The 26,296-nt window shown below is 41.1% G+C and carries 21 protein-coding genes; 1 reads left to right on the top strand and 20 read right to left on the bottom strand.

The window, feature by feature from the left end:
- From B5771_RS06435 to B5771_RS06365, 15 genes are all read right to left on the bottom strand, one after another.
- Positions 1 to 1,755, bottom strand: coding sequence for an ABC transporter transmembrane domain-containing protein (locus tag B5771_RS06435; RefSeq protein ID WP_088186791.1), 1,755 nt, complete (start codon positions 1,753 to 1,755; stop codon positions 1 to 3).
- Positions 1,756 to 2,135: 380 nt separating this feature from the next.
- Positions 2,136 to 2,909: an ABC transporter permease gene (locus B5771_RS06430; RefSeq protein WP_088186790.1), complete on the bottom strand. Its 774-nt coding sequence runs from the start codon at positions 2,907 to 2,909 to the stop codon at positions 2,136 to 2,138.
- Positions 2,906 to 3,661, bottom strand: coding sequence for an ABC transporter ATP-binding protein (locus B5771_RS06425; protein WP_088186789.1), 756 nt, complete (start codon positions 3,659 to 3,661; stop codon positions 2,906 to 2,908). The genes B5771_RS06430 and B5771_RS06425 overlap by 4 nt, the downstream gene beginning before the upstream one ends.
- 15 nt (positions 3,662 to 3,676) lie before the next feature.
- Positions 3,677 to 4,666, bottom strand: coding sequence for a MetQ/NlpA family ABC transporter substrate-binding protein (locus tag B5771_RS06420; RefSeq protein ID WP_088186788.1), 990 nt, complete (start codon positions 4,664 to 4,666; stop codon positions 3,677 to 3,679).
- Positions 4,667 to 4,934: 268 nt separating this feature from the next.
- Complete coding sequence (locus B5771_RS06415; protein WP_088186787.1) at positions 4,935 to 6,080, bottom strand: M20/M25/M40 family metallo-hydrolase; 1,146 nt, start codon at positions 6,078 to 6,080, stop codon at positions 4,935 to 4,937.
- Between the two features lie 257 nt (positions 6,081 to 6,337).
- Positions 6,338 to 8,566 carry a YcdB/YcdC domain-containing protein gene (locus tag B5771_RS06410; protein WP_088186786.1) on the bottom strand — a complete coding sequence of 743 codons (2,229 nt, stop codon included), beginning with the start codon at positions 8,564 to 8,566 and terminating at the stop codon, positions 6,338 to 6,340.
- A 390-nt stretch (positions 8,567 to 8,956) separates the two neighbouring features.
- Positions 8,957 to 9,709 (bottom strand): carbonic anhydrase, encoded by a 753-nt coding sequence (locus B5771_RS06405; RefSeq protein ID WP_088186785.1) that lies wholly within the window; start codon positions 9,707 to 9,709, stop codon positions 8,957 to 8,959.
- Between the two features lie 278 nt (positions 9,710 to 9,987).
- Entirely contained in the window at positions 9,988 to 10,344 is a 357-nt protein-coding gene (locus B5771_RS06400) for a DsrE family protein (RefSeq protein ID WP_047810686.1), read from the bottom strand.
- A gap of 48 nt (positions 10,345 to 10,392) precedes the next feature.
- Positions 10,393 to 10,713, bottom strand: a complete 321-nt coding sequence (locus tag B5771_RS06395; protein WP_242847162.1) for a hypothetical protein — start codon at positions 10,711 to 10,713, stop codon at positions 10,393 to 10,395.
- Between the two features lie 379 nt (positions 10,714 to 11,092).
- The gene (locus tag B5771_RS06390) at positions 11,093 to 14,899 is read right to left on the bottom strand and encodes a phosphoribosylformylglycinamidine synthase (RefSeq protein ID WP_088186784.1); all 3,807 of its coding nucleotides are present in this window, start codon (positions 14,897 to 14,899) and stop codon (positions 11,093 to 11,095) included.
- 383 nt (positions 14,900 to 15,282) lie between these two features.
- On the bottom strand, positions 15,283 to 15,498 hold the full coding sequence (locus B5771_RS06385) for a DUF3231 family protein (RefSeq protein WP_242966763.1): 216 nt from the start codon (positions 15,496 to 15,498) through the stop codon (positions 15,283 to 15,285).
- Positions 15,499 to 15,590: 92 nt separating this feature from the next.
- Positions 15,591 to 16,040: a C-GCAxxG-C-C family (seleno)protein gene (locus tag B5771_RS06380; RefSeq protein ID WP_088186782.1), complete on the bottom strand. Its 450-nt coding sequence runs from the start codon at positions 16,038 to 16,040 to the stop codon at positions 15,591 to 15,593.
- 323 nt (positions 16,041 to 16,363) lie between these two features.
- Positions 16,364 to 16,708: a toprim domain-containing protein gene (locus B5771_RS06375; protein ID WP_088186781.1), complete on the bottom strand. Its 345-nt coding sequence runs from the start codon at positions 16,706 to 16,708 to the stop codon at positions 16,364 to 16,366.
- 81 nt (positions 16,709 to 16,789) lie between these two features.
- On the bottom strand, positions 16,790 to 18,751 hold the full coding sequence (locus B5771_RS06370; RefSeq protein WP_348982938.1) for an ATP-binding protein: 1,962 nt from the start codon (positions 18,749 to 18,751) through the stop codon (positions 16,790 to 16,792).
- Complete coding sequence (locus B5771_RS06365; RefSeq protein WP_047810681.1) at positions 18,717 to 19,409, bottom strand: response regulator transcription factor; 693 nt, start codon at positions 19,407 to 19,409, stop codon at positions 18,717 to 18,719. The genes B5771_RS06370 and B5771_RS06365 overlap by 35 nt, the downstream gene beginning before the upstream one ends.
- Before the next feature lie 163 nt (positions 19,410 to 19,572).
- On the opposite strand from B5771_RS06365, the gene B5771_RS06360 reads away from it, so the two are divergent.
- A complete protein-coding gene (locus B5771_RS06360) occupies positions 19,573 to 20,013 on the top strand; it encodes a DUF2680 domain-containing protein (protein WP_088186780.1) in 441 nt (146 codons plus the stop codon).
- Between the two features lie 685 nt (positions 20,014 to 20,698).
- Here B5771_RS06360 and B5771_RS06355 read toward each other — a convergent pair.
- The 5 genes from B5771_RS06355 to B5771_RS06330 form a co-directional block, all read right to left on the bottom strand.
- A complete protein-coding gene (locus B5771_RS06355; RefSeq protein WP_088186779.1) occupies positions 20,699 to 21,643 on the bottom strand; it encodes a sensor domain-containing diguanylate cyclase in 945 nt (314 codons plus the stop codon).
- 251 nt (positions 21,644 to 21,894) lie between these two features.
- Complete coding sequence (locus B5771_RS06350; RefSeq protein ID WP_088186778.1) at positions 21,895 to 22,278, bottom strand: hypothetical protein; 384 nt, start codon at positions 22,276 to 22,278, stop codon at positions 21,895 to 21,897.
- Positions 22,279 to 22,531: 253 nt separating this feature from the next.
- Positions 22,532 to 23,101, bottom strand: coding sequence for a flavodoxin family protein (locus B5771_RS06345; protein ID WP_088186846.1), 570 nt, complete (start codon positions 23,099 to 23,101; stop codon positions 22,532 to 22,534).
- 273 nt (positions 23,102 to 23,374) lie between these two features.
- Positions 23,375 to 23,875 carry a MarR family transcriptional regulator gene (locus B5771_RS06340; RefSeq protein ID WP_088186777.1) on the bottom strand — a complete coding sequence of 167 codons (501 nt, stop codon included), beginning with the start codon at positions 23,873 to 23,875 and terminating at the stop codon, positions 23,375 to 23,377.
- 502 nt (positions 23,876 to 24,377) lie between these two features.
- Complete coding sequence (locus B5771_RS06330; protein ID WP_088186775.1) at positions 24,378 to 26,267, bottom strand: ABC transporter permease; 1,890 nt, start codon at positions 26,265 to 26,267, stop codon at positions 24,378 to 24,380.
- Between the last annotated feature and the right edge of the window lie 29 nt (positions 26,268 to 26,296).

Here is a 26,296-nt window from a genome sequence, read left to right as displayed (position 1 = left end):
TTAATGTTCCGCCCCCTCTTCAAGCAAGGATTCCAGCTGTTGTCTTCGATAAGTGGCAGCATACCAGCCATTGAGTGCCATCAGTTCTGAATGAGAACCTTGTTCGCTGATTTGTCCGTCTTTAAGCACGATGATTAGGTCTGCTTCTTCGACAGCGCTAAGACGATGTGACGATATAAACGTGGTTTTTTGAACCCGCATTTGGCGCAGACTCTCTAAAATTGACTTTTCTGTTTTCGCATCAACAGCTGATAAAGAATCGTCTAAAATAAGAATTTCCGGTTCCAACAAAAGTGCTCTGGCAATGGAAATCCTCTGCTTTTGCCCGCCAGAAAGAGTAACCCCTCTGTCCCCAACCAACGTATTATATCCTTCTGGGAAACCCAAAATATCGTCGTGAATGTCGGCAATTCCTGCCGCATTCTGGATTTCGGCAAAAGAGGCCTCCGGTTTCCCCATGGCAATATTTTCAACAATAGTAGTGGAGAAAAGAAAATGATCTTGAGGTACATAACCTATCTTACTGCGTAACGATTGGAGAGTTACATCGTAAACTGAAGTCCCTCCTAGTTGAAGATCTCCATCATTAAGGTCAAATTCGCGCAGAAGAAGCCGGAGGAACGTTGTTTTCCCGCTCCCGGTTTTACCGACAATTCCCAGAGTTTGGCCCTGTCGGACCCGAACACTAATGTTTTGCAAAATGGGTGTCTTTCCTCCGGGATAGGTAAATGAAGCTTTGGCAAAAGTGACATCACCATTGTCGAATCGGTCAAGAGCTCCATCCTTTTCATTGATCTTCTGGTTAATCTTTAATAAGGTATCTACTCGGTCATAGGACGCTCTGCCCCGTTCAAGGATGTTAAACAACCAGCCGAAAGCGAGCATTGGCCAGATAAATTGGCCTAGATAAATAGTAAACTGAGTGAGCTGTCCAAAGGTTAAACTTCCATTAATTACATCAATTGAACCAAAAATAAGAGCCAGAAAAAAAGAAATCCCGATAATAAGCTGGATTGTCGGATCAAAGAGAGCATCCACTTTTGCAACAGCAATGTTCTTCTCTACCACATCCTCAGATAAGCTGCGAAAAGCTTCTAATTCTGTCTCTTCTTCTCCGAAAGCTTTGACAACTCTCATGCCGTTAATGTTTTCCAGCACTTTATCGTTAAGATCGGAAAAGGCAGCTTGGGCTCGATGAAACCTCTTATGGAGCATCGTCCCATAACGACTCGTAGACCAAGCCATTAACGGCATGGGCAACAGTGTAATCAGCGTGAGTTTCCAACTGATAAATAGAGCCATGGATAAAATCACTAATCCGCCGGTCGTTAAAGAATCGACCAGAGTCAATACTCCCATACCGGCGGTCATTTCAACGGCTTGAATGTCATTGGTCGCATGGGCCATTAAATCACCGGTTCGCTGCTTTTGATAAAACTGCGGGGACATAAGGGTAAAGTGATCAAAAAGTTGCTTTCTCAACAGCCTGCTTAAACGACTGGCCGCCCCGAAAATCATTAAACGCCAAGAAAAGCGCAAAACATAAACTACCAGGCCAGTCCCTACAAGCAACAACGTCCAATGAAGCAGCGATATTGACGTTAGGACTCCGCGGCTGATTTCATCAATAATAACTCGAACTACATAGGGAGGAAATAAATTAAGAAAGGCGACGAGAACTAGGACAACTATCCCGGATATGTAGCTTTTTTTCTCCAGCTTAAAAAACCACATGAGATCTTTAAAAAGAAGCATAAAATCTCCTCTCATAATCAAACAAGCGTCATTTATTATGGTTTATCCTATCGCAAGACTCCCATTTCTTAAGTGGGAGTACTTCCCATACCTTGGGAGAGAGTCCATCCTTCAGCTTTAGCTGAACGAGTTCAATTTATGGTTTAAGGCCAAACTCTTAAACTAATAACTGACCGACCGCAAAGAGGATGATTGTTTTAAGGGAAAGCTTAATAGTAACTAATGCCAGATCTCTAAAATTATATCATATTAAGGATTGTCTGTTCTTATTTTAAGAACTAGAAATAGATCTTAAATAATAAGAGGCCTCTCATTCAAAGAATGAGAGGTTCACTTTTATCCTGTTTACTAAACTAATGATGCATAACATGGCAGATTTGTTAGTTACGATTATTGACATGCTGCCAACGACATAAAAAAGTCTCCAGTAAATCGACAATGATAAATAAGCCAACCCCAAGGATAGCCATCATAATGATCCCGGCAAACATTTCATCCGGTGCCGCCCGGCTCCAGGCATCCATAATAAAATATCCCAACCCCTTTGTCGTAGCAAAGGATTCGGCAAAAAACAATACGGCAATCGCCGTTCCCATACTGAGACGCAGTGAGGTTAGAACATCCGGTAAACTTGCAGGCAAGAGCACATAACGATAGATTTGCCCCCGGTTTCCTCCCAGCGAACGCAGGGAGGAAATTGTTTCGGATGGTATTTTGCGGACGGCATCCCGTGTCGTTACAAGAATCTGAAAAAAGACGATCAGAGTAATGAGAAAAATCTTGGATTGATCTCCCAAGCCTAGAAGTAAAAGAATTAGAGGAAGAAAGACAATCTTAGGGATTGGGTAAAGAAGGTAAATTAAAGGAGCTAAAAAGCGGTCAATCCTCTTCTCAAATCCCATCACCAAACCGAGGGGCAGTCCCAAACACAGGGAAATTAAAGTCGAAGCCAGAACTCGGTAAGTACTAATCCAAAGGTGTGCCCCAAGATCTCCGTGCAATAGGCGCAGCGTTGCTCTAATGGCTGCGCCTGGTGTTGGTAAAAGTGGTGTCTTAAGAGCCCAGGCACCATACTGCCAAAGTGCCAGCAGAAATAACCCGGCACCCAAATAACCCAAAAATTGTTTTCGAACGTTATCCTGGCCTTGTTTCATTCTGCCGTTCCTCCTTCTAAGAGAGAACGGATGTAGGTTGCCTTTTGAAAAAACTCGGAGGTCTGCCGATAACCTTTTTGTCCAACTTGAGGATTATGAATTTCTCCTACTATTTCTGTTGGGCGGCCATTTTTAAGCACTAAGATACGGCTCCCTAGATAAACAGCCTCCTCAATACTATGAGTGACCAGAACCGTTGTCAGCCTCTCTTCCTGCCAGATCTCCAGTAAAAGTTCCTGCAGGCGCTCACGAGTAAGGGCGTCAAGGGCAGATAATGGTTCGTCCATCAAGAGCAGATCGGGTTTAAGAGTTAAGGCCCTTGCTAAAGCCACTCTCTGTTTTTGTCCGCCGCTTAATTGACTGGGAAAATGATGGCGGACATCTGCCAGCCCCATTTTGTGAATTATTTCATCGACCAGGCTCTGGTAGACTCTTTTAGGCTGATGTCGTACCTTCAAACCAAGTCGAACGTTTTGCTCAACATTGAGCCAGGGAAAAAGGCCATACTCTTGAAGAATCATGGCGGTCTGCTGGCGTGTCTTTTTTAAGAGTTCTCCGCCAATTGTAATCTCTCCCCCCGTCGGTCGTAGTAATCCCGCGAGAAGATAGAGCAGGGTACTTTTTCCGCAGCCAGAAGGACCGATAAGGACAAGACTTTCACCAGTCTCAATGGTTAAGTTAAAATCATTATAAATCTTTACCGATGTTGTTCCTTGAACATAGGCAAGATTACAATTCGTCACTTCTATCACGGGCTGTGTTTCTCCTTATTCTTTAGGCACGAGGTTTTTGTCAACTAAATCGTTATAACTGTACGCTTGGGGGATCAGCTTCTTGTCTTCCATCCATTTCATGACACTATCTATTTCTTCTGGAGTAGGCAGCTGCAGCTTAGAAAAAGTTGGTGTTTTGTAGCTCTGTTGAATAGCGGCAGGAACCTGAGCTTTTTCTAAAAACAAACTTCGGTATTGCTCTGGATGACTGCTTAAAGCTTGTCCGGCTAAACCGTAAACACGAACGGCAGCCTTTATACCCTCGGGATTATCCTGAATGCTTTTCGTGCGGAACAAAAGCACTGTTTGCGATATATTGCGATAGGTATCGTCAGCAATTAAGTGTGCTCCCTTAGCCTGAGCCAAAGAAGCCAGGGGATCAGGCAGGCAAGCGGCATTAATTTGATCGGAAAGCAGCATATCCAGACGTACAGGCATTTTAGGAATGGACATCTTCTTGACATCACTTAGTTGTACACTTTTGTCCTTGAGCATCTGATCACTGACATAATCAATAATAGAGTTTTCGGAGATTCCCAAGGTAGCTCCTTTTAGGCCTTGGAGGTCACGAATATTAGATTTGGGTGACGACAAAATGGCAAAACGCCCTTCTTGCGGGGTGGCGCCAAGGCCAATTGTCGCTATTTTTACATCAGTTCCAATTTTTTTAAGCAAAGCAACTGCAACCAGATCTGCAACTTCGCCATCAATTTGACCAGCCTGCAAGGCTGTATCGCGTTCAACAGCGCTTGAGAAACTAACTAATTGAACTTGAACCCCTTCCTTGGCAAAAAGTCCGTCTTTTTCAGCCACATAGAAAGGAAGATTATCTTCAATCGGCAGCACACCGATTTTTATGGGAGTACTCGCCTTTGCTGATGGTTGTTTTGTTGTCGACGATGCAGCAGTTCCACATCCGGAGACAATCAAGGCTAACCCTAGAAGAAAGGGAATAACTTTAAACCAAAGACTGCTTTTTTTCATACGTTCTCTACACTCCTCAAGTTTGGCTTAATTTATAATTTTGTATATAGATTTCTATTAGCAATTACTATTTATCGGTTATAAAGCCCAAAGAATCAGCCCCTTTTCCTAATAGCATTAAATATTAAGAGCAAGAGCTTTTGGCTATTCAGTTAAATCTCTAAACGATCCAATATTTCGTATGGTCACGCCTTTTAAGTTTAACGCCATAGCAATTAATTCGAATCATTTTGATTAAAGCTAAAGCTTAATATCCTGTCTATAATCTTTAGTCTTTTACTGTTAAATCTTTAGTTTTTAAACTTGTGGCTTTGATAATCTCCAGAACAAGACACGTAGTTCTCACCAGGTCTTCTTCCCTAATGTATTCATCCGTTGTATGAAGCTTTTCCATACCCGTAGATAATACGAGACAGGGAACACCGTACTTATTATAATTGTTTGCATCACTGCCTCCTCCGGTGGCAATAAATTCAGGAGTGAGGCCGGCCGCTTCCGCTGCTTTGGCCGCTAAAACAGCAATATTTGATTCTTTAGCCAGTTTAAACGGTGTATATAAGCGCTGAACCTTGATTTCTGACTCAGCCCCCATCTCCTGCGCAGAGTTTTGGAAGATTGCACAGATTTCTGCAGTCAGACGCTCAAGTTTATTTAAGTCACGACTCCTTGATTCACAGACAACCTCCGCATTTTCGGCCACAATGTTTGTCGCTATACCGCCTTGAATTGTGCCAACATTTGAAGTTGTCTCCCCGTCAAGACGTCCACAGGGAATTTTGGCGATGGCCTTCGCCGCGGCTACAATAGCATTAATCCCCTCTTCAGGAACAATTCCAGCATGGGACGCTCTGCCTTTAATGGATACATTAATTCTGTCTTGGCCAGGAGCTTCAAGAATGATTTTTCCGGGTGTTCCCCCGGAATCTAAGACAAAGCCTAAATCGGCTTTCAGTTTTGAGACATCAAGGTTCTTGGAACCATTCAGGCCGCCTTCTTCGGCAATGTTAAAGATTACTTGGATATCACCGTGAGGAAGGTTTTCTTCCTTAATGACTCTTAGAGCCTCCAAAATTGGTACAAGGCCGGATTTATCATCTGCCCCTAAAATTGTTGCTCCGGCAGAGCCTATTATTCCTTCCTTCTGAAAGGGTTCAATGTTTTGACAGGGTTTCACTGTATCCATATGAGCAGATAATAATAGAGTTGGAGCTTCCGAAAGATTACCTTTCAAATAGCCAAAGATATTTCCGCAGTTGCCGCCAATTGCCTCCCCAGCCTGATCTTCACTCACTGTCAAGCCTAAATCACTTAGACGCTCTTTAAGGATGTCAGCTATTTTTCTTTCCTGACGTGTTGGAGATTCGATTTTTACTAATTCTAGAAATTCAGCTATCAATCGTTGACGATTGGGCATTTAACATTTCCCTCTCTTTACTAGATTTGTTGATTGGATCGTTGTCGAATTATTGCTTGCCCTAGTTTCACAAACATATTTATCTATTATTCAACAATTCTAGTTCAATTCCTTCTAAACTCGTTGGGCTAATCAAGAGAGCTAAATCTATTCTGCTATTTAACACTTCAAAAATAGATCCCGCAAAGAAAACTAGGCAGCCGTCAAGCTTCTGGAGCAGACGGCTGCCTAGTGACTTATACTTGCATGGAGCCTAATTAGTTGCGCCAGGTCAGAGCTCTGAATAAATCAGCGGCGGCTTCAGCACGACTTACACCTTCGCTGGGAGCAAAATTCTGACCTTTGACGTTGACAATTCCCGTGCTTGTCGCCACGGCGACATAGCCTAAAGCATCAGAGGATATGTCCGCCGCATCCTGGTAATTTACCTGATAGATATTTTTTAATTCGGCAAATTTATTAAGCTGAAGATAACGCAGAAGAAGTCTGCATAATAATTCGCGGCTGACATAATCTCCTGACTGCAGATTTTCTTTTAACCAGCCTTGTTCTTTGGCTTGGGTCAAAATATCCATGTCAGACAAGGAGGTATTGCCCATCACACCATAACGGCTTAAATACATAGCCCTTAAGAGTGAACCGAGAGTTATCTTATCATTAGGTTTAAAACTATTCCCGTAATCAGTGAATAAGCCTGCATCTCCGAGGGCTACGATTTCTTGCTCACCTTCAACTCCTGATATATCGTTAAAGATGTAAGGCTTTGGCCCTTTATCAAGGGGTCGGCCTTGAAAATCGAGCAATTCTCCGCTCTTGGCATCAAGAACATTCGAAGTCTGAGTACTCTGATCCTCTGCCTTAGGAAGATATACTAAGCGGACATCTCCAGGAATCCCATTGGAATAAATTCGCACATAGGTCAACGTCATGGGACACAGATTTAAAAAATCCTGAACTGCTTGATCTTTACTTAATGTTCCTGTCGGATCAGGGAAAGCAGGTTCTGACCAATTCAAATCGTAATTAACAATGGTCCCGTCAGTAGGTTCTACAGAAACAGTCATTACATTATTGAAAAAATCAATTCCGTTGACAATGCGATGGTAGGTGAAATTGTTCCCATTATAAAGTAAAACGGCTTTTTTAGCCTGATCACTATTGTCGTCCGCATCAAAAGTTACTTGACTAAAACGGCTTGGCTGAACTTTTTTAAGAAAATCCTCAGCTATTTTTTGCATAGCTGTATGGTCTAGTTTGGGTTCGCTTTTTTCTGAGGGTTGATAGCCACGATTAAAACTCAATAATTCTCCTGTTGCAGCATCGATTCTGGCGCTCAGATATTGAGCTTTACCCTCAGAGGTTTCCGGGTTGGGGGTGAACCAATCAAAACTCCAAACACTATTGTTTCCGTTGCGCCAGTCGGTACTTAAGTTCGCACTTCGCAGAGTTAAATTGTCCGGTATACTAAGCCAACGTTTTACATCTGCAATAGCTTCATCCTGTTTTATGAGTTTCGCGGTCTTATCTACCTCTTGCTGTTCCTGAGGAGTCAAGCTTTGTGAACTATGAAAAGCAGAACTGGTACTACTCGCTTTATCTCCCATGCCGCCATTCACTGAGTTCTGAGCAATCCAGTCACCGGGATTTAGCTTAAGAGGTTCACCTGTCAGGGCATCAATCGCTCCAGCGCTCGGGCTGGATAATTGATAAACGAGTTTTGCATCTTGCTTTTGCCCCGTTGTCAGGATCCGGTAAGGTGTGGGCATCCAATATTGAAGTTTAAAAAACGGTAATGAAGCAAAAGCTTGATTCGCTTGAGCTTCACTAATCGCATTTTTATTCTCCGGGAAGTTAATATCACTCCAATTTAGCATATAGGAAATGATGTGTCCGTCACTGCCGGAAACTTGAATATCTACACCATTGCCCGCAAAAGGAACATTGTTAACCAGTCGCCGATAATGAAACATATAGGTAACCGGTCCGTAATTATTAAGAGGTACAACCTCTTGGTCATTGGTTATTTGTTTGATCTCTTTGGCCCGCTCTGGCAAGAGCCGAGTCAATAGCGAATCGCAGATTTTTTGGGCCTCAGCTTTGGAAACCTTCGGAAGGCCTGAACTTGACGCCGGATCATCATTTTTCCAATTATTAATACTCAAAATATCCCCATTAACAGCATTTACCTCAGCTGAAAAATCTCCGCCTTTATCCGGATTATTCCAATGAAGGGACCAAGATTGCCGCTCGTCATTGGTACTGTAATTAGATGTAAAGTTTGACAAATCACTTGGTATGTTAAAATTTGCTTTTACAATCTGAAGAGCTTTTTCTAGCGTGATTTCAGGCGATGTCACTCCAACGGAAACGGCTATTGTCGAAGAAGTGGAAGTCTTTTCAGCTGCCAAAACGGGAAATGAATACATTTGGAATAAAAAAGCCATCGTCACAACCCCTGCCAAAGCCTTTGTATAATTTCGAATCATCCTTATTCCTACCTTTCTTCAGTTCACTTAAAACTAATAATTGATTACCCTCCTTTTCAGATGATAATTTTTTCATAACTAGCAATTGTTTTCCAGATCGAATCAGTTCCTTGCTCAGATAATAAAGCTTGCTTCATATTTCTTATTATAAAATATAGAAAGTTGGAACATCGGCTTTTCCAACAGAAAATTTTCCGACACCAATTTACAATAATCGCATTGCATATTTATCCAGTTTTCAAGTTGGCAAGAGCGAGATCACCTGATTCTGCCATAATTAATGGATAGTTTCATAAATATAGGCAGTAACAATCGAAGTTTGATCATTACTGCCTATGGTATTAATTATTCTTTAATTCAGTTTTATAGAACTTTCTTGAAGACATTGCCCTAATTCAGAATTGATACTCCCCCTTCGTCCAAGTCATATTTCGATCCAATAATTTGAAGCTGTTTTTTCTCGAGCGCTTCTTTTAGGATTAGACTCTTTTTAAGGTCTTGAACAGAGCTCTGAATATTCAAGTTCACGCATTGTTCGATCAATGGGTTTCCTGATAGGCCATCTGACTCTGCTCGAATAACTGAAGGAGTAATTTTAGCAATCACAGCAGAAATGCTTCCCTTCGTTTCTCCTCCTTCTACGGCAGCCGTGACCGCCCCGCAGCTTTCATGGCCAAGCACGACGACTAAAGGTACCTTTAGATGTTCAACGGCATATTCAACGCTCCCCAGTTCAACCGGTGTTATGACATTTCCTGCCACCCGGATGACGAATAAATCGCCAAGAGCTTGATCAAATAACATTTCGGGAGGGACTCTTGAATCTGAACAGCTGACAATCACTGCAAAGGGGTGCTGCCCATTCCGCAATAAGTCAGTGCGTCTGGTTATACTAATATCTTTATTTAACACCTTTCCTGCTTTAAAGCGCTGGTTTCCTTCCAGAAGAAGCTGCATTGCCGCTTCAGGAGAGGTAACCTTTTCCATTCGCTGATAAACTGGAACGCTAGAGGTTTCTAGAACAGTACTGTTCTTGTCGGCTGAAGGAATCGCAGGCGTTGGATATGATGACTGATGACATCCGCTTAGAAGAATCAACAGACCTAACAGGGTTACGCAGATATAGGAAGATGACCGGTTCATGAAAATCTCTCCTTTATCATAGATAATTTATATCTTCAGTGTAACCCAAACTAGCCTAGTACTAATCAATGATAAGTAACTATTAAAGAGGTATGAATGAAAGAAAATCGCAAGCGAACTCGGGAGACCTACTCCCACTTAAGAAGTGGAAGTCTTACGATTGGATAAAAATATACCCTATAGATTGGCCGACACAGCGTCTTATCTGTGTCCAACTATAGGGTACAGCTAATATTCCTGTTCCTTACTTATTATGTCCTTTTAAAGTGGTCAGGCAATTAAAATGAGAACACTTTTGATTCTGCCGCCAGATCGATTAATTTACCGGCGGTTGATAATTGTGCGCCTTTGATAAATTGATCCTCCCCAAAGAGTCTGGTTCGAGCACAGGGAGTGCATACATAAAAGGAAACATTTTGACTGATGAGATAGTCCAGATATTGTTTCGCATTATCTCCTGTCGGTGCCGTTACACCATCTGCCAGTCCCAAAATTGCATAAGAAACGGCATCATCAACTAAGAAAATATTAACTTCATGCCCTTTTTCCTTGGCGACTTTCGCCAGTTGAAAAGCCCTTGTAGCGCGAACAGGATCCTCTAGTCCACGACTCAGCACAAATAGAAATTTTTCCATAGCTAATTTCCTCCTCTACGTTTTTGGGGATAGGGAGATCAAATCATCTTATACATCCTCCACTTCTTTGGTTGGGCAAGTCTTGCTGAGATCTATTTCTGCAGTTATCTCTTTCCAATCAGCTTCTTTAATGTTGATGGATTCCAGTAAAAGTATAAGATCCGATCTGCCAAAATAAGCCGGATTTCCTTGGGGGTCGAGTGTCATAAGGACAACCGGCATGCCAGGAAATACCGGAAGCATAGCTTTAATAATCATAATCGCATTATCCGAGTCACGGAAGATGGGGCGTTGTACTGAAATCACCGCAATAGTTTTACCTTGTTCTGTTACGACAGCTGCTTCAAATTTACTTTCCAAGTCATTCATCTCCTAATTCTTGTGTTGAAGATCAGTGTGAATTTTTCAATAACAATAACAGTGAACTCGTTCAGCTAACGCTGAATATCGGGGCTTCAGATACAATAATGTCCAGTGGAGATTATTGCCGAGCCGCCTTTCCCAATAGAGATGCTTAGCGGCGAAGGAGGACTCTACCCCGCCTGAAGTTTACGAAGCCCCCCCCACTAATGGAAATGGGGGTCGCAAAAACCGGATAAATTATGCCCATAAAAATTGACTAAGCATATGTCTTCGACATACAATTCTGAAACCCTGCAAAAGAAATGCTTTCTTAAAATATTACTGTATATCGTCCTTGCTTAACCTTACCCATTTCGGTGGCTTTACCTGCGGAAATACTTAAGATTTATCCTCTAAAATAATTTACGCCGCCGGCAAAAATCGGCTGATATTTGTCTCCGGGGATATTAAGCGCCACTCCATAACCCGTTCTTTCAGAATGAGCCATCTTGCCTAAGATTCTTCCATCAGGACTGGTAATTCCTTCGATTGCCTCGTATGAACCATTGGGATTATACTCAATGTGGTTGCTCGGGTCACCCTTGAAATCCACATACTGGGTCGCAATTTGTCCCTTGGCCTCCAACGTCTCAATGACCTCTGGACTAGCAACAAAACGCCCTTCTCCATGGGATACCGGGATTGTATGAATATCACCGAGAGACACTCCGCTAAACCACGGCGATAAAACGGAAACAATTTTGGTTTGAATCATACAGGAAACATGCCTGCCAATCTTATTGTAAGTCAGAGTCGGCGCTTCTGAAGTTAAATCTAATATCTCTCCGTAAGGTACTAAGCCAAGCTTGATCAACGCTTGGAAGCCATTACAAATTCCCAGCATAAGCCCGTCACGTTTGTTTAAAAGCTCCGAAACCGCCTCTTTAATCCGAGGGTTTCGGAACATTGTGGCAATAAATTTACCGGAACCGTCAGGTTCATCTCCGGCGCTGAAACCACCTGCCAGCATGACGATCTGGGCTTGACCAATCTTTTTCGTCAATTCCATAATGGACTGTTCTACGTCGGAAGGTGTTAAATTGCGGATGATTAGGGTTTCTGCATCTGCTCCGGCTTTCTCAAAGGCTCTTGCTGAGTCATATTCACAGTTGGTACCGGGAAAAACAGGAATCAAGACCTTCGGTCTGGCAATTTTTAAGGATGGTTTTTGTATATTGCGTGAATTAAAACGTATTGATCTTGGTTCAGGCATGATTTCGGTCAGAGTAGGAAAGATTTTCTCTAAAGGTTGTTCCCAGGCCTTTTGGGCTTCTTCTATCGCAAAAGAAAATCCATTAACTGTAAGCATCGGATTATCCTGGGTTGTCCCGAGAAATTCATAGACGACATCCCCAAAGATCTGATCCAATTCAATGGAGTCTTGAATTTCGAGAATGATAGATCCATAATCGGCGCTAAAGAGACGCTGGAAGTCCATTGGTTCCGTAATCGTTAACCCTAGGCGATTCCCGAAGGACATTTTACTGACAGCAGCAGCAATTCCACCCATGCCAACGGTGTGTGAAGCTAAAACGTATCCCGCTTGGATTAGTTCAGAGACTTTACGGTAGTTTTTAGCAAGATGGTCAAAGTTAGGAATTTCTTGGTTATCGCGCAGGGAAGGAATTAAGACCACCTTGCTGCCAACTTTTTTGAACTCTTGAGATACAACCTTGTCCACATCAAGAACATTAACGGCAAAGGCTACTAAGGTGGGCGGTACATTTAAATCCATAAAGGTCCCTGACATACTGTCTTTCCCGCCGATAGCCGGTATTTGGAGTTTTTTCTGAGCATAAAACCCTCCTAACAAAGCACTGAAGGGTTTTCCCCATTTTTCCGGATCAGAACCGAGTTTTTCAAAATACTCTTGAAGGGTTAAACGAACGTTACGGTAGTCTCCTCCTAAGGCGACGATTTTAGTAACAGCATGGACAACAGCATAGAGAGCTCCGTGGAAAGGACTCCATTTGGCCAGCTGTGGATTATAGCCATAGGTCATTACTGTGGCAGCCTTCGAATCACCGCTCTGCATCGGAAGTTTGGCAACCATTCCCTCAGCAGGTGTCGCCTGGTATTTTCCGCCTAAAGGCATTAACACCGTCGACATGCCAATGCTGCTGTCAAACCTCTCCACGAGACCTTTCTGACTGCATACATTCAGATCCTGTAAGTTCGTAAGCCATGCCTTGACAAGCAGATTGGCATCCTTCGTCTTAGTGTTGAAGGAACTAAGGGCAGCGGGCAGCGTTTTAAAGTAATTACGGGATGACTCCGGCAGATTCACCCGTACTTTAGTCGTTTGTTTAATACCATTGGTATTTAAAAACTCTCTGCTCAAATCAACGATGGTCTCACCTCTCCAAGACATTTTAAGTCTTGGGTTAGAACTTACATGAGCAACTAAGGTCGCTTCTAAGTTTTCCTCGCGGGCAAAGGCAATAAAGGGTTCTAAATTTTCTGCACTGATGACGACAGCCATCCGTTCTTGAGATTCAGAAATCGCCAGTTCTGTACCATCCAGTCCTTCATATTTTTTCGGAACAGCGTCGAGATTAATCTCTAAACCCTCGGTTAATTCTCCGATAGCGACAGAAACGCCGCCTGCTCCGAAGTCGTTGCAGCGTTTTATCATCGTACTAACCTCCGGCTTACGGAACAAGCGCTGAATCTTACGTTCCGTGGGAGGATTTCCTTTTTGAACCTCAGCCCCGCAGGTTAACAAAGACTCCGAGGTGTGCTCTTTAGACGAACCCGTTGCTCCGCCGCATCCGTCACGGCCGGTTCTTCCGCCGACCAGAACGACAACATCTCCTGGTTCTGGAACCTCCCGGACAACATTTTTGCGGGGAGCCGCAGCTATAACTGCCCCAACTTCCATCCGTTTAGCCATAAAACCTTCATCATAGACTTCGGCAACTTGTCCTGTTGCCAATCCTATTTGGTTGCCGTAAGAGCTATAACCGGCGGCCGCACCCTGCGTAATTTTTCGCTGAGGCAATTTCCCCTCTAAGGTATCTTCCAGTTTGCCTCTGGGATCGCCGCTTCCTGTGACGCGCATTGCCTGGTAGACATAGGTCCTCCCTGACAGTGGATCACGAATAGCTCCTCCCAAGCAAGTTGCCGCGCCCCCGAACGGTTCTATTTCTGTAGGATGATTATGAGTTTCATTTTTAAACATGACTAGCCACTCTTCAGACTGGCCATCATGATCTAAGTTAACAACTATACTGCAGGCATTAATCTCCTCCGATTCATCGAGATCAGTAAGCAGCCCCTTCTTTTTCAATTCTTTCATTCCTATAACCGCCAGGTCCATAAGGCAGATATCGCGATGGTCTTTCTTTTCAGCATAGACGAAATCCCGAGATGCTAGATAGTCTTGATAGGACTTAAGCAGAGGGTCGGAAAAGTCCCCTGAAGGGATGATAACTTCTTCTATTTTGGTATTAAAGGTAGTATGCCGGCAATGGTCTGACCAGTATGTGTCAATGACTCGAATTTCGGTAAGCGTTGGGTTCCGCTTCTCGGTATCACGAAAATAGGACTGACAAAACATCAAGTCCTCAAAACTCATAGCTAAACCAGCTTCATGAAAAAAATTCCTTAGGTCTTCCGGTGATTTTTGCGTAAAATCAGAAATCACTTCTACATTTGGCGGAAGGACGGATTCAAATTCCAGAGAATTGGGCTTAGCTAAAGAAGCTTCCCTGGATTCCACCGGATTGATGCAATAATGTTTAATGGCTTGAAAATCTTCTTCAGTTAACGAGCCTGTTAAAATAATAACTTTTGCAGAAGCAATCGCCGGCCGTTCCTTCTGCGTAAGAATTTGAAGACATTGAGCAGCTGAATCCGCCCGCTGATCATATTGACCGGGGAGGTATTCCATGGCAAAAGCTCTGTCTTGAGCCGAGATATCCAAGCGTTCATCGTAAATTGAATCAAGAGGCGGCTCAGCAAAAATGATTGAGCAGGATTGTTGGTATTCTTCATCTGTAATTCCGGAAATGTCGTAACGATTGATAATCCGGACACCTGACAACGAATTGATGCCTAAGTTTTCGCGCAGATCGCTTAATAATCCTTGAGCCTCGATATCATAACCAGGTTTTTTTTCAACATAGATCCTCTTGACAGTTTGTGATTCCATACTTACCTCCAACCTTCATTTGCCTTGAACTATAAATATGTTTTTAAGGCTTAATTGCTAAAATATGTTTAAGGCCATAGCGCTTTGTCTATGACCTTGTTGCCAAGTATTCTCACATCATCGATAACTTGTTATGGCTTTGCTTGCATAATACCATGATTCGAACAGAAATAAAAGCCGCTCTTTGAATTGGCAACTTTGTGAAAAGTGTGACGCATTCCTCTAAACGCCTTATAACAAATGTCTCGTACGGGAAACCCACTCCCACTTACAAGAAGTAGGAGTCTTACGATTGGATAAAAAAAGAGAATCCATGCTCTTTTTATCCTTATTCCCATTCTTTTTATTATTGGGGTAATTATGTATAAGTTCTGCCCTCAAAATTAATGAGTTAATTTTCGACGATTTGCAGTTTCTAGGACCTTTTCCATCCAGCCATTTTTAATCAATAAATCCGAACCGCTTTTAGCAATAGCTAGTATCTCAGTCATAAGCTTCATATAGGTTGCAATGACATCTTTTCTCGTAATTCTCGAAAGCCCAGTCCCATAAGCTGAAAGAATATAGGCGACAATTGTTGTTGTATGAAACAACAACAAAATTTTAGCACAACCCTTTAAGTAGAACTCATGATTTCTACAGATAGGATTGTGCTAAGATTACGTTTAGGTTTTTGCCTCATGTAAAGCAGCTATTTCTCCGCTAATGTCAGCTTTTTTTCCAAAATGAACTCCATCAAAAGTTTGGCAGTTCCTCCCGTCAGTTTTAAACAATGCTTTAAATGTTCCGGGGAATCAAAATCGTGGGGATTTAAAACTCGACAACATGTTCCTCCAAATTGGTCGGAAAAACGGTCATGAAATTCGTGGGCTAGATTATAGAGCGGTTCCCGATCTTGTTGGTGAGTGATGCGTCCTTGGTAAAGCCCCAAAACCATCACCGAACTTGTCAAGGCACCGCACATGCAGCCGGCATACCCTAGCCCTCCTCCAAACCCAGTCGCCATTTTCAAGCTCTCAGAACTTAGGGGATTGTTAAGCAGTTCGTTAAAGGCATGAAGAATTGATTCCGAACAATTAAAACCTTCTTTAAATTTGTTTCCAGCCCGCGAACGAGCCTCTAAAACCACGTCATCGTTCATAGGTAACCTCCTTAATACAAATTAATTTAATTAAAGCTTACCTAATAATTCTAGATATATCTTAATATTCCTACTATTCAAATTAAAAAGTTTTCTAGGTGCGATGGAAATACTTCCTGGCAGCTTCAATACAAATTCCTATCTTATAGATATTTAATTCTTATTCAATTAATAACAAAATTCCAAGGAATTTATGGATTTTAGAAACAATCGATTTTTTCGCGATCTATGGTACTCCTTTGCAATGAATGGGTGTTAGTAAAAACGACCGTAACGAGGGCAAATCGTTACAGTCGTTTTATCTTACGCTGCAGTGATAAAATCTAATTATCCTCCTGATCCTCCGGAGATTTCACAATAAAATGGGCGCCCTCAAGGATTTGGGCTAATACATGATAGGGGGTTGTTGCCACTTCACGGTACATCCTATGAGTATATAAGTGACGCACATTGGGAAAGTCCTGTTTAAATAAACGCCTGACTTTGTCCCCCGAATAATCTGCGTCCAACAGAACAAAGACCTCATCCTCACTATACACAGAGAATAATTCTTCCAATTTATCTTCGCCTATGGTGCCATAGGTACATGCAATTTCTACAGGTTCGTCCAGAATTTCTTGTAACCGCTGCTTATCTGTCTTTCCTTCAACGATAATCACTTTTCCCATGAATCCACCTTAACTTTCCTATCTTGATTTTTGGCCTTGAAACTAGACTCTGCGCTTTGTTAAGGAAATATTCCCAAAGAGCTATTCGACCATCGAGGAAGAGAGAAATTGAAGGGGAATCTTTATTGTTACCCTAGTACCTTGGTTCAACTCACTATGGATTTCAATCTTACCTTCCAGCAATTCAATTAGGGCCTTGGCAATTGCTAAACCAAGTCCTGTCCCTTTACTGTTTCGTGACTGATCTCCTTTGTAAAAGCGTTCCCAAATATGCGGCAGTTGCTCTGCAGCTATGCCATATCCTTCATCCTTTATCCGAAGTATCAAAGCATTCTTATCCTCCACATTGGTCTCAATATAAACTCCTCTATTATTGGGGGAATGAGTGATGGCATTGTCGAGGAAAATAATGATGAGCTGACGTAATCGATTGTAGTCTCCCATAAAAGGAGGAACTTCTTCTCTAATGGAATAGCTTAATTTAATGGATTTTTTATCGGCAAGTGTTTGCAAATTTTTAATGGTATCTTCAAGCAGGCTTGGAAAATGAATCACTTCCTGGCTTATAGATATTTTACCTGATTGAAGCTGAGAAAGTTCGAGAAGATCCTTAACTAGTCGTTCTAAACCATGAGTTTCCTGGAGCATTTTTTGGTAAGTCTGCTGAAAATCCACTCGCGAATCCAGAGTTCCATCAACCATCGCTTCAAGGTACCCTCGGATGACTGTCAAAGGAGTACGAAATTCATGGGATACATTTGCAACGAAATCTCGACGCAATTGTTCGAGGCGCTCATTTTCGCTGATATCCTGAACTGAAGCAACACACCCGGTAATGGTATCATGTTTATCAATGATAGGGGAAATCGTAAATCGCAATACCTTATCCGACCGAGTGCGGAGAATTTGTAAAGTTTCCTTAGTTTTCATCACTTGAACCATTTTAGATTTTATCTCTAACTCCTGCAAATCTCTGTCAATATCGTCTAAGGAATAAGGATCGTTCCTATTCATGATGTCTGCAAGAGCAAAATTAACACTTACAGGCTCGAGATTAATATTAAATGCGATAATACCCTCAGAAATGCTGGATATAATATCTTTGAGTTTTCCCTTTTCCTGAAAGAGTTGGTTAATCGTTGAACCAAGTTCTCTCGCTAAAAGATCGAGAGAATTCCCAAGTTGACCTAGTTCGTCGTCTCGCGTGATGCCTGTCCTTGCCTGATAATTCCCCTTAGTAATTTCAAGAGCCGTGCGGTTCATTGCTTTTAGAGGACGTGTAAAAAGAATGGAGTACATGACTCCCAAAGCCGCAGCTAAGAGTAGCGCCACTAATAGACTGACAGCTAGAATACCAACAGCCTTGTTCAGAACACTGGTGATTCCAGTCACAGGAGTATGTAAAAGGACTGCTCCTATAACTTTATGCTGATGATCAAAAATTGGAACACCAACGGTAATCGTAGCTTCGTGATACAGGCTGCTAAAACTTTCGCTGGTAGATTCCTGGCCCTGAAGAACATCCTGAATTACTCTTTCAGCCTCTGGAGGCAAAGGACCTGCATTCGTCGAAATGCCTTGTCCGGCACCGCTTCCCATAGGCCCTCCCTGTCCTGCTCCATAGCCAAATCCTCGGCCTTGCCCCATTCCTTGCCCCATTCCTTGCCCTTGCATGCGGCCGGAAATTTCGGCGGGATTGCCTTTGTTATCCGTAATCCAAACCTTGGATTCAGTGATGGTGTCGAGTGAACGAAGATAACCGCCAAAACCTCTCAGGGGATTACTCGGGCCTGCTGTCTTGCCTATAGAATTGCCCATCACTTCAGCCGCCATGGCTGCGATGCTTCTCGCACTTGTAACCATTGTTTTTTCTCGGCTCTCAAAGGCATATTGCTTAAAAAGCTGCATAAATAAGGCACCAATGGTAATCATACAAATAGTGATTATTACAATAAAACTCAAGGCCAATTTAACGGCCAGTTTGTTTTTTATTAAGTTATTGATTTTATTAACGACTCTGAGACTCGAACTTATAACCAACACCCCATATCGTCTTAATATCCCAAGGAAGTTTGTCTGGAATGTTCATTTTTGATCTCAGTCTTTTAATATGAGTATCTACGGTCCGTGCATCACCAAAATATTCATAGCCCCAAACACTGTTGAGAAGGTTGTCTCTCGAAAAAACTTTTCCCGGGTTCGAGGCTAAAACCCATAAAAGTTCAAGTTCCTTTTTCGTTAAGGAAACTGGCCGTCCCTCAATTTGTACTTCATAATCTGAAAGACTAATAACAAGCCCAGGGTAGTGAATCACGTCGCCGCTTTGTTCCTCTGAAATATCAAGCCTTCTAAGAACTGCTCGGACTCGAGCCATAACTTCACTGGGATTGAATGGCTTGACAATATAGTCATCTGCGCCGATATCTAAACCCATGATTCGATCCCCATCTTCCCCTTTTGCTGTAATCATAATAATTGGGACTGACGAATTTTGACGGATTTCTCGGCAAACTGTAAAACCATCTTTCTTAGGCATCAGAACATCTAGGAGAATCAGCACAGGTTGATACTCTGCAAATTTCAGGAGCGTTTCTTCCCCATCACGGGCAACGATCGGATTATAGCCTTCTTTACTCACATAGGTTTTTAAGATATCGAGGATACCCTCATTATCATCGGCAATTAAAAGAAACTTCTTCATAATATCCCCCCTACTCCAATTAATTTTACCATTAATTTGTTTCATGGTTGTGACAAATTTGTGGCACACTTAATGTCAAAACAGGTTCAAAGTTTTGCCATATTTTTGCCACAATTTCCTTGTAAGCTTGAGTTGCAATAAATTATTGAAAGGATGTGGATTGATGAGAATCTACAAAAAACTTGCAGTTACCTTAACTATGTTGGGAATGTTAGGGGTTGCCGGGACAGCTTATGCCGCTGTATATCAGACACCTGCGGACATAGCGGCAAGTGTCACTGGAAAATCAATCACTGATGTCAATCAAGAAAGAGCTTCAGGTAAAACTTATGGGACTATTGCTAAAGAAGCCGGAAAGTTAGAAGAATTTCAAGCTCAAATGTTAGAACAAAAAAAGGCCATACTTAAGCAAAGGGTTACGGATGGCCAATTAACCCAACAACAGGCGGATCAAATCTATGAAAGAATAAAAAGCAATCAAGCCTTATGTAATGGAACTGGCAATTGTTCCGGACTCATGGGCGGACAAGGTATGGGACGCGGTGCAGGAAATCGAATGGGAAGCGGTATGGGAATGGGTTGTAGGCTTGGTTTATATCCTTAAGCAATTTACACGTTAATATTAACGCTGTCTGAAGATCAATCAGACAGCGTTTTATTATTGCCTGGGAAAGTTACTAATGTTGTTTTGAAATGGTATAGTATTGTTTAACTCATGATAGTGGCATTTCGTCCAGGAATATCCATATGAGTATTGCGTAAAAATATTTGAAACTTTATTGTTCCGACTCTAGTCGCATCTTCTTGTATAACCTCCCACCGGCAATCATCCAACATTGCATATCCACAATTTTTCATTTGAGAACAGAGCATACATACACAGGATTTTCCTCTACACTCTCGACATTGGCAGCTCATAGTTAACCTCCACCTTCATTTTAGCTATTTCAACCGATTATTTCGGCTCGATCCCTCTTATTTTTGTTTCAGTACGCAAACCTAAACTTGATATTGTACGTACATTCACAAATTTAATTATAATGTTTCCTCTACTTAGATTACTTAGATAAATCTTAACTCTCTAAATACTCCAGGTCTATAGAAAAACATTATTTTCTTTATTCAATTTTCTAATGTGTAACCTATGTTCAGAGCGTTACCCAAAATGCCCAATGGTATAGTTATAAATGAAGTTGTCAAGCAACGCTCTGCATCGCTCATCGTCTTATGTGTTCGAATTTAATGAAGTGTATTATGGTTGATGAAATAACTTGGTATTAAAATTGCTGTCAACAAGATATAACACGGTTTCTCCCTTCAGACTTGGCTTTCAATAATGCTGTATCCAACCTAATTATTATTTGGTCAGTTGTTTCGCCCAGTTTATACTCTCCAACACCCATACTAATTGTAATTTTTCGGCTAATTCCGAAATCGTGGTTTTGTATAATTCGCCATAGTTTTCCGGCAACCTTTTTAGCATTTTTGAAATTTGATCCATTTAAAAGTATAATAAATTCTTCTCCTCCCCAGCGGAATAAACGATCGGTCGTCCTTATATTCTTTAATACCAATTCAGAAATTTGCCGTAGAACTATATCACCAGTTTTATGTCCATAGCAGTCATTGATAGTTTTAAAATGATCTAGATCAAAGAATATCAAAGAAAATATGATACCGTGCTTTTCCTTTTCTACAATTAATGCATTTAGGTCGTCATCAAATTTTCTCCTATTATATGCTCCTGTCAAAACATCTAGGGTAGCCATTTTTTCAAGCTTTGAATTTAGTGTCCTAAGTTCCTCAATATATTCTTTTAACTGACTTTCATATTCTTTCGTTTCAGTAATGTCTCGGGTTGAACCTATATAGCCCATAAATTTTTTGGCGCCAAACATCGGTTTAGCTGATACTTGGACCCATTTGACCAATCCATTCTTACAAATGAATTGAACATCATATAAAAATATCCCTTCAGTATCCCCGTCAATTCGGCGTTTTGTACGTGGCGTTGATTCATTGAAGAAATAATTCCTAGACTCTTCTATCAAAAAGTCAGGCATTTTGCGTCCCACTATTTCTTCAACCTCATAACCCAACATATCATGAACATTTGGACTTACAAAAGTAAAGACAAAGTCCATATTCATTTCCCAAATGACATCTTTTATATTCTCAATAATATACTTATATCTTTTAAGTTGCTCTGATTGAAGTTCTTGATCGTTCTTCATTTTTGCCCCTCATTCATTTAATAGTTCGAAATAATAGTTCGACAGTTTTTCTATTGATTGGCTTTAGAGACTACGATCTGAACATACATAATTTTTCTTTTATACCAAAGATTTATCTATAATTCAACGCTTTTCAACGCATTTCCTTCACAAAAAACAAAAAAAGACGCTTCCTGGCGTCAATCAAAATTATAGAACATTGGTCTACTACATATTCTTTGTAACCTTCGCTAACTGCCATGATGTTCCTATTACCAAGCACCCATCATGCCACGACCACCATAGCTATTTGAGCCGTTGTAACTACCCATCATTCCGTATCCACCGTAGTTACTTGAATCGTTGTAACCGCCCATCATTCCATATCCACCATAGCTGGTTGAACCATTGTAAGCACCCATCATTCCATATCTATAAGGTGAATTTACACTACCCGAACTTGACGTTGGAACATTTGGTGAGCCGGGTACGGAAGATGAACCGGTGAATGTTTGCTGCATATAGTTTTGCATTTGACCAAACCAGCCATTGTCCTGTCCCTGAGTCGTTCCTGCCAAAGCCGGTAAAGCCATAAGCCCTACTGCCAAAGTTGCGGCCCCTACGATTGCTGTAAGTTTCTTCGTTAACTTTTTCATTGTTATTCCCCCTATATTTTATTTTCGCAATATTTATCTGCTTTTCTATGTTCTTAGTGTAACCCTTGGATACGACTATCTCATGAACAAGTTGTGAATTTCTCATGAATAAGGACCCTGAACATTTTAATCAGGGTCTAGGGAATAGGAAATTAAAACAGAAGTGAATTGCAGTTTGAAACTGTTTTCCACTTCTGTCTTCTTATCAGCACATACCATTCATACTATACGAAAAATATAGTTATTATTGTGACTATGGATATACCACCAATGCTGAACCAAATTCCTTTAGGCACGTACGCAGATCTTCTCTTTCGTGTGCCGGCCCATTTCGCAAGCCGGTTACGACAGGTACCTCTTTCACATCGAATTCCAGCATTTCAAACATTTGCTTTGTATAATCAATATACGTTTTAAACAAGTCGGCATCAGGATTGCCCTGATTAAACGAAAGGATCAGCTTTTGTTTCACGGCATTTTCTTTGAAGAACGGGGAGAACCTCGGAGAAAATCGTGCAAACAGCCTGTCGGTGAATATCTTTCCTTGGGCGCTCATCTGTCCCATGTAAATCGGCAAACCTAAAACAATGGCATCTGCATGCTCAAGCGCGTCATAAATTTTCTGCATGTCATCTTTGATAACACACCCCCGATCACTCTTGTGGCAGCCCCAACAACCTCGGCACGGTTTGATATCAAGATTGGCGAAACCAAAGATACTCGTTTCGGCACCCTGTTCCTTCACACCTTCGAGTATTTTGTTTACGATAAAGGCGGTATTGCCTTCTTTACGCTGACTTGCGATAATTCCAATGATATTCATATTTTTTGCTCCTTGCCTGTCTGTTTTGTCTAAAGTTTGTTCTGTACATTGTAAACTCAAGTAAAATCTCCTCTTGAGATATCTTTGAGTCTTAGGACACAAAAAATTGTAGCGCAATTTTGAGTCCTTGTCAACAAAACAGTCACAAAGCAGCCCATTCTCAATACTAAGCATTTATTTATATAATTTCCCATTTCATAGAGCTCTTCAAAATGAGTTAGGTAAAATTAAAGTCTATCATAGTCCCTAACGAAATATCTGCATCCGGTTTTTTTATTTCTGCATCCAAATACCCACCATAAATCCAGATGTAATATCTACACCCAGTTTCTCTATTTCTGCATCCAAATGCCTATTATACTTTTCCGCGAAACTAAGCATAATGTCAAATTGTTCCTCGGTTACCTTCTCGAATACAGCCTTATCACGTTCTTGAGATTCTTCGTGCAATTTCTCATGGACTTTGTTAATTGCTTTTCCCTGTTCAGTAAGTCTAAAGTAGATTTCCTTCTTGTTATCTGGCTTCTGGTAGCTTTCGAGCAGTCCTTTTTCTATGAGCTTCTTAGTTAATTTGCTTATGGCACTTCTTGTCATATAAAAGTACTCCGCAAGTTTTGTCACGTTGGAATCTGCATTTTGTCCAATATATTCAATACAATGTATTTCAGAAGGATTATAATTCTTAAGGCTGATTTTCATCTTAAAGCTATCAAGCCACATTATCTTGTTAAATAAGTCTCTGAAATCCTTCATAATCTGTTCTTTTTTGTTCATGGTTTGTTCCCCCACCCATAAGCGTTTCAGCAACATTATATTGATTTTTTGTGTCCTCGTCAACAATATTTCGGATTAATAACGCACTAGGATTTGGTTTAAATCATAGGGATTGAACCGAATTGAGACAAGTGCCAAACTCATGCGACATTTACCTTAATTTCGTTATATATTGGCTGCGAAACAATTTACATAACTGTTGATGGCCCAATAATTTTATGAATTTCCGTCAATCTGAATTCCTTACAATGAGGTACGCTATAAAGCCTATAGGACCTAGAGCAAATACAATAAGTACCCAAAGGCACCCAATATGGCTCCCTCTTTTAGATGACGCATCCTTCCAAAGCCAAAACAATCCAAGTATCGGAATAAGCCACAGCAACAGCAATAGCATGACAAACAAGGAACTCAAGTCATCCACCTCTTCAAATGGTATTTTCCACGCCCAAACTTTCGGAACTAACTTTTCCGACACCGTTTGACACATCCCTTAGGCAATTCATCCAATTATTTTCAGATATGAGTTTACAGTCAGGAAATAATAGACAGTGTAAATTAAACTATAAACAATCATCGTCACAAGCGCAGGCAGAACCACATTCATTGCAGGCGCAATGCTGCTGAAAAAGGCAAAGGCTGTCAGGCTGTGAAACATTCCAATAAGCAAGGGCAAGGCAAACGCTATAAACACCTGTTTGCGTATTGATTTTTTTATTTCGCTAGATCCTACACCGATCTTTTTCAGCATGCCATATCTTTCCTTATCATCATTAGCTTCCGTAAGCTGCTTGAAGTAAATGATGCTTACTGTGGCACCCAAAAACACCAGCCCAATGAAAATACCTATAAACGATATTACAGATGAAATGGCTAGAACGCCCAGATTTTGTGCTTCATAGGTAAAATCCACATCGTCGGGAATAATTCTTACAATATCTTTCATCAATGATTTACTGTTTCTTTGATTCTCTATCACATAGCCTTTAATTCTAACGACATCTGCTTTATTATAATATTCTTTGTAAACTTCGTCCGGTACCATCAAAACTAGTGTGTGGTCATCGGAAACGTCCATGGGGGCATAATTCTTCCTGTCTGCTATTTTAATAGAACTGTTCAGCTTATGATTGGAAATTTTAATGGTCTTGTCTTTATAAGCGCTGTCCGGCTCAGTGCCAGGTTTAAATAGTACTCCTTCAGATAGAGAAGTAAGGTTGAATTCATTTCTTAGCCCTCTGAATTTATCAAGCTCTTCGACTTTACTTTGTGATATCAAATAAATACTTTGGTCCCTACTGGAAATCCCCGACAGGTCAGCCTTTACTTTCACAAGTTCTGCTTCCTCTGAGGCGATAAGCTTATTTTCCGGATGCTTTTTCAGCAACGCTTCAATTGATTTGTCCAAGGATAAATTATTACTTTCATAGTAAAATGAGAAGGGCATTTGCAATTTATCAAGTTTCTCGACGTTATAATGGAAAGCGTACCCAAAACCGATCGACGTAATAACCACGGCATTAAGCAAAGCAATTACAGACAGATTCCGGCTGTTAGACCTTATTCTGAACAGTATGTGGGATATGCTTATCAGGTTGCTTCCCTTATAGTATAACCTCTTCTTATTTTTCAGGAACTTTATGATCATTGTCAAAAACCATCTGAAGAAAAGAAAAGTACCTGCTATGGAGCTTATGAGAACAATAGGCATATTCCTTGTAAATGTAGAGGAATCAGTAACATTCCTTACAGCGCAGACCTCTATTATGAATAAGACTAATGACAGAACTGCCAGAAAGGACGACGACTTTTGCTGTTTCTCTCCTTTATTTTCGGCTTTAAACAGCTCAATAAGCCTGAATCTATAAATGATGGCATAGGCGTTTATCGAAACCAGCAGAAATAGTATTCCAAAAACAATGGCCGTATTTAGAACAGCATTAACGCTTATGGAAAAGGATATGTCCATATTCACTCCCATAAATTTAACTAGGGCCATCATAAACAGTTTGGAAAATAACCCTCCCAGCAATATACCTACAATCAGCGCAAGGCTTCCTGTAATGATATTCTCGAAGAACAAGAGGGCCCCTACCTGTCTCTTTTTTAACCCTAATAAGGAATAGAGGCCTACTTCCTTTTTCCTCTTCCTAATAAAATAAGAACTAGAATATAGCATCTGCACAGCAGAAAATATGGCAATGATCAGAGACGCGCCCCTAAATATTGAAAGGATTGTCGCGTTACTTTGCAGCAATGCTGAAATTTGTTTATTAAAGCTTATACTTTCAAAGGCAAAATATATTAATACGTTAAATACAATCGATGAAAAGTAAATAAAATAGTTTTCAAAGTTGTTTTTTACATTTCTCCGAGCTAATGAAATTAACATTTTTATCCTCCAAAGATTTGTATTTTGAA

Origin of the sequence: Desulfosporosinus sp. FKA (genome assembly GCF_002196785.1) — a bacterium.
GTDB classification, from domain to species: Bacteria; Bacillota; Desulfitobacteriia; order Desulfitobacteriales; family Desulfitobacteriaceae; genus Desulfosporosinus; species Desulfosporosinus acididurans.
Note: the sequence above shows the minus strand (reverse complement) of the source record. Positions and strands in the feature narration are given on the sequence as shown.

What these genes read in the sequence shown, in the direction of transcription:
- B5771_RS06435 (WP_088186791.1), bottom strand. Translation starts at nt 1,755, where the DNA reads ATGCTTCTTTTTAAAGATCTCATGTGGTTTTTTAAGCTGGAGAAAAAA.
- B5771_RS06430 (WP_088186790.1), bottom strand. Translation starts at nt 2,909, where the DNA reads ATGAAACAAGGCCAGGATAACGTTCGAAAACAATTTTTGGGTTATTTG.
- B5771_RS06420 (WP_088186788.1), bottom strand. Translation starts at nt 4,666, where the DNA reads ATGAAAAAAAGCAGTCTTTGGTTTAAAGTTATTCCCTTTCTTCTAGGG.
- B5771_RS06415 (WP_088186787.1), bottom strand. Translation starts at nt 6,080, where the DNA reads ATGCCCAATCGTCAACGATTGATAGCTGAATTTCTAGAATTAGTAAAA.
- B5771_RS06410 (WP_088186786.1), bottom strand. Translation starts at nt 8,566, where the DNA reads ATGATTCGAAATTATACAAAGGCTTTGGCAGGGGTTGTGACGATGGCT.
- B5771_RS06405 (WP_088186785.1), bottom strand. Translation starts at nt 9,709, where the DNA reads ATGAACCGGTCATCTTCCTATATCTGCGTAACCCTGTTAGGTCTGTTG.
- B5771_RS06400 (WP_047810686.1), bottom strand. Translation starts at nt 10,344, where the DNA reads ATGGAAAAATTTCTATTTGTGCTGAGTCGTGGACTAGAGGATCCTGTT.
- B5771_RS06395 (WP_242847162.1), bottom strand. Translation starts at nt 10,713, where the DNA reads ATGAATGACTTGGAAAGTAAATTTGAAGCAGCTGTCGTAACAGAACAA.
- B5771_RS06390 (WP_088186784.1), bottom strand. Translation starts at nt 14,899, where the DNA reads ATGGAATCACAAACTGTCAAGAGGATCTATGTTGAAAAAAAACCTGGT.
- B5771_RS06380 (WP_088186782.1), bottom strand. Translation starts at nt 16,040, where the DNA reads ATGAACGATGACGTGGTTTTAGAGGCTCGTTCGCGGGCTGGAAACAAA.
- B5771_RS06375 (WP_088186781.1), bottom strand. Translation starts at nt 16,708, where the DNA reads ATGGGAAAAGTGATTATCGTTGAAGGAAAGACAGATAAGCAGCGGTTA.
- B5771_RS06365 (WP_047810681.1), bottom strand. Translation starts at nt 19,409, where the DNA reads ATGAAGAAGTTTCTTTTAATTGCCGATGATAATGAGGGTATCCTCGAT.
- B5771_RS06360 (WP_088186780.1), top strand. Translation starts at nt 19,573, where the DNA reads ATGAGAATCTACAAAAAACTTGCAGTTACCTTAACTATGTTGGGAATG.
- B5771_RS06355 (WP_088186779.1), bottom strand. Translation starts at nt 21,643, where the DNA reads ATGAAGAACGATCAAGAACTTCAATCAGAGCAACTTAAAAGATATAAG.
- B5771_RS06350 (WP_088186778.1), bottom strand. Translation starts at nt 22,278, where the DNA reads ATGAAAAAGTTAACGAAGAAACTTACAGCAATCGTAGGGGCCGCAACT.
- B5771_RS06345 (WP_088186846.1), bottom strand. Translation starts at nt 23,101, where the DNA reads ATGAATATCATTGGAATTATCGCAAGTCAGCGTAAAGAAGGCAATACC.
- B5771_RS06340 (WP_088186777.1), bottom strand. Translation starts at nt 23,875, where the DNA reads ATGAACAAAAAAGAACAGATTATGAAGGATTTCAGAGACTTATTTAAC.
- B5771_RS06330 (WP_088186775.1), bottom strand. Translation starts at nt 26,267, where the DNA reads ATGTTAATTTCATTAGCTCGGAGAAATGTAAAAAACAACTTTGAAAAC.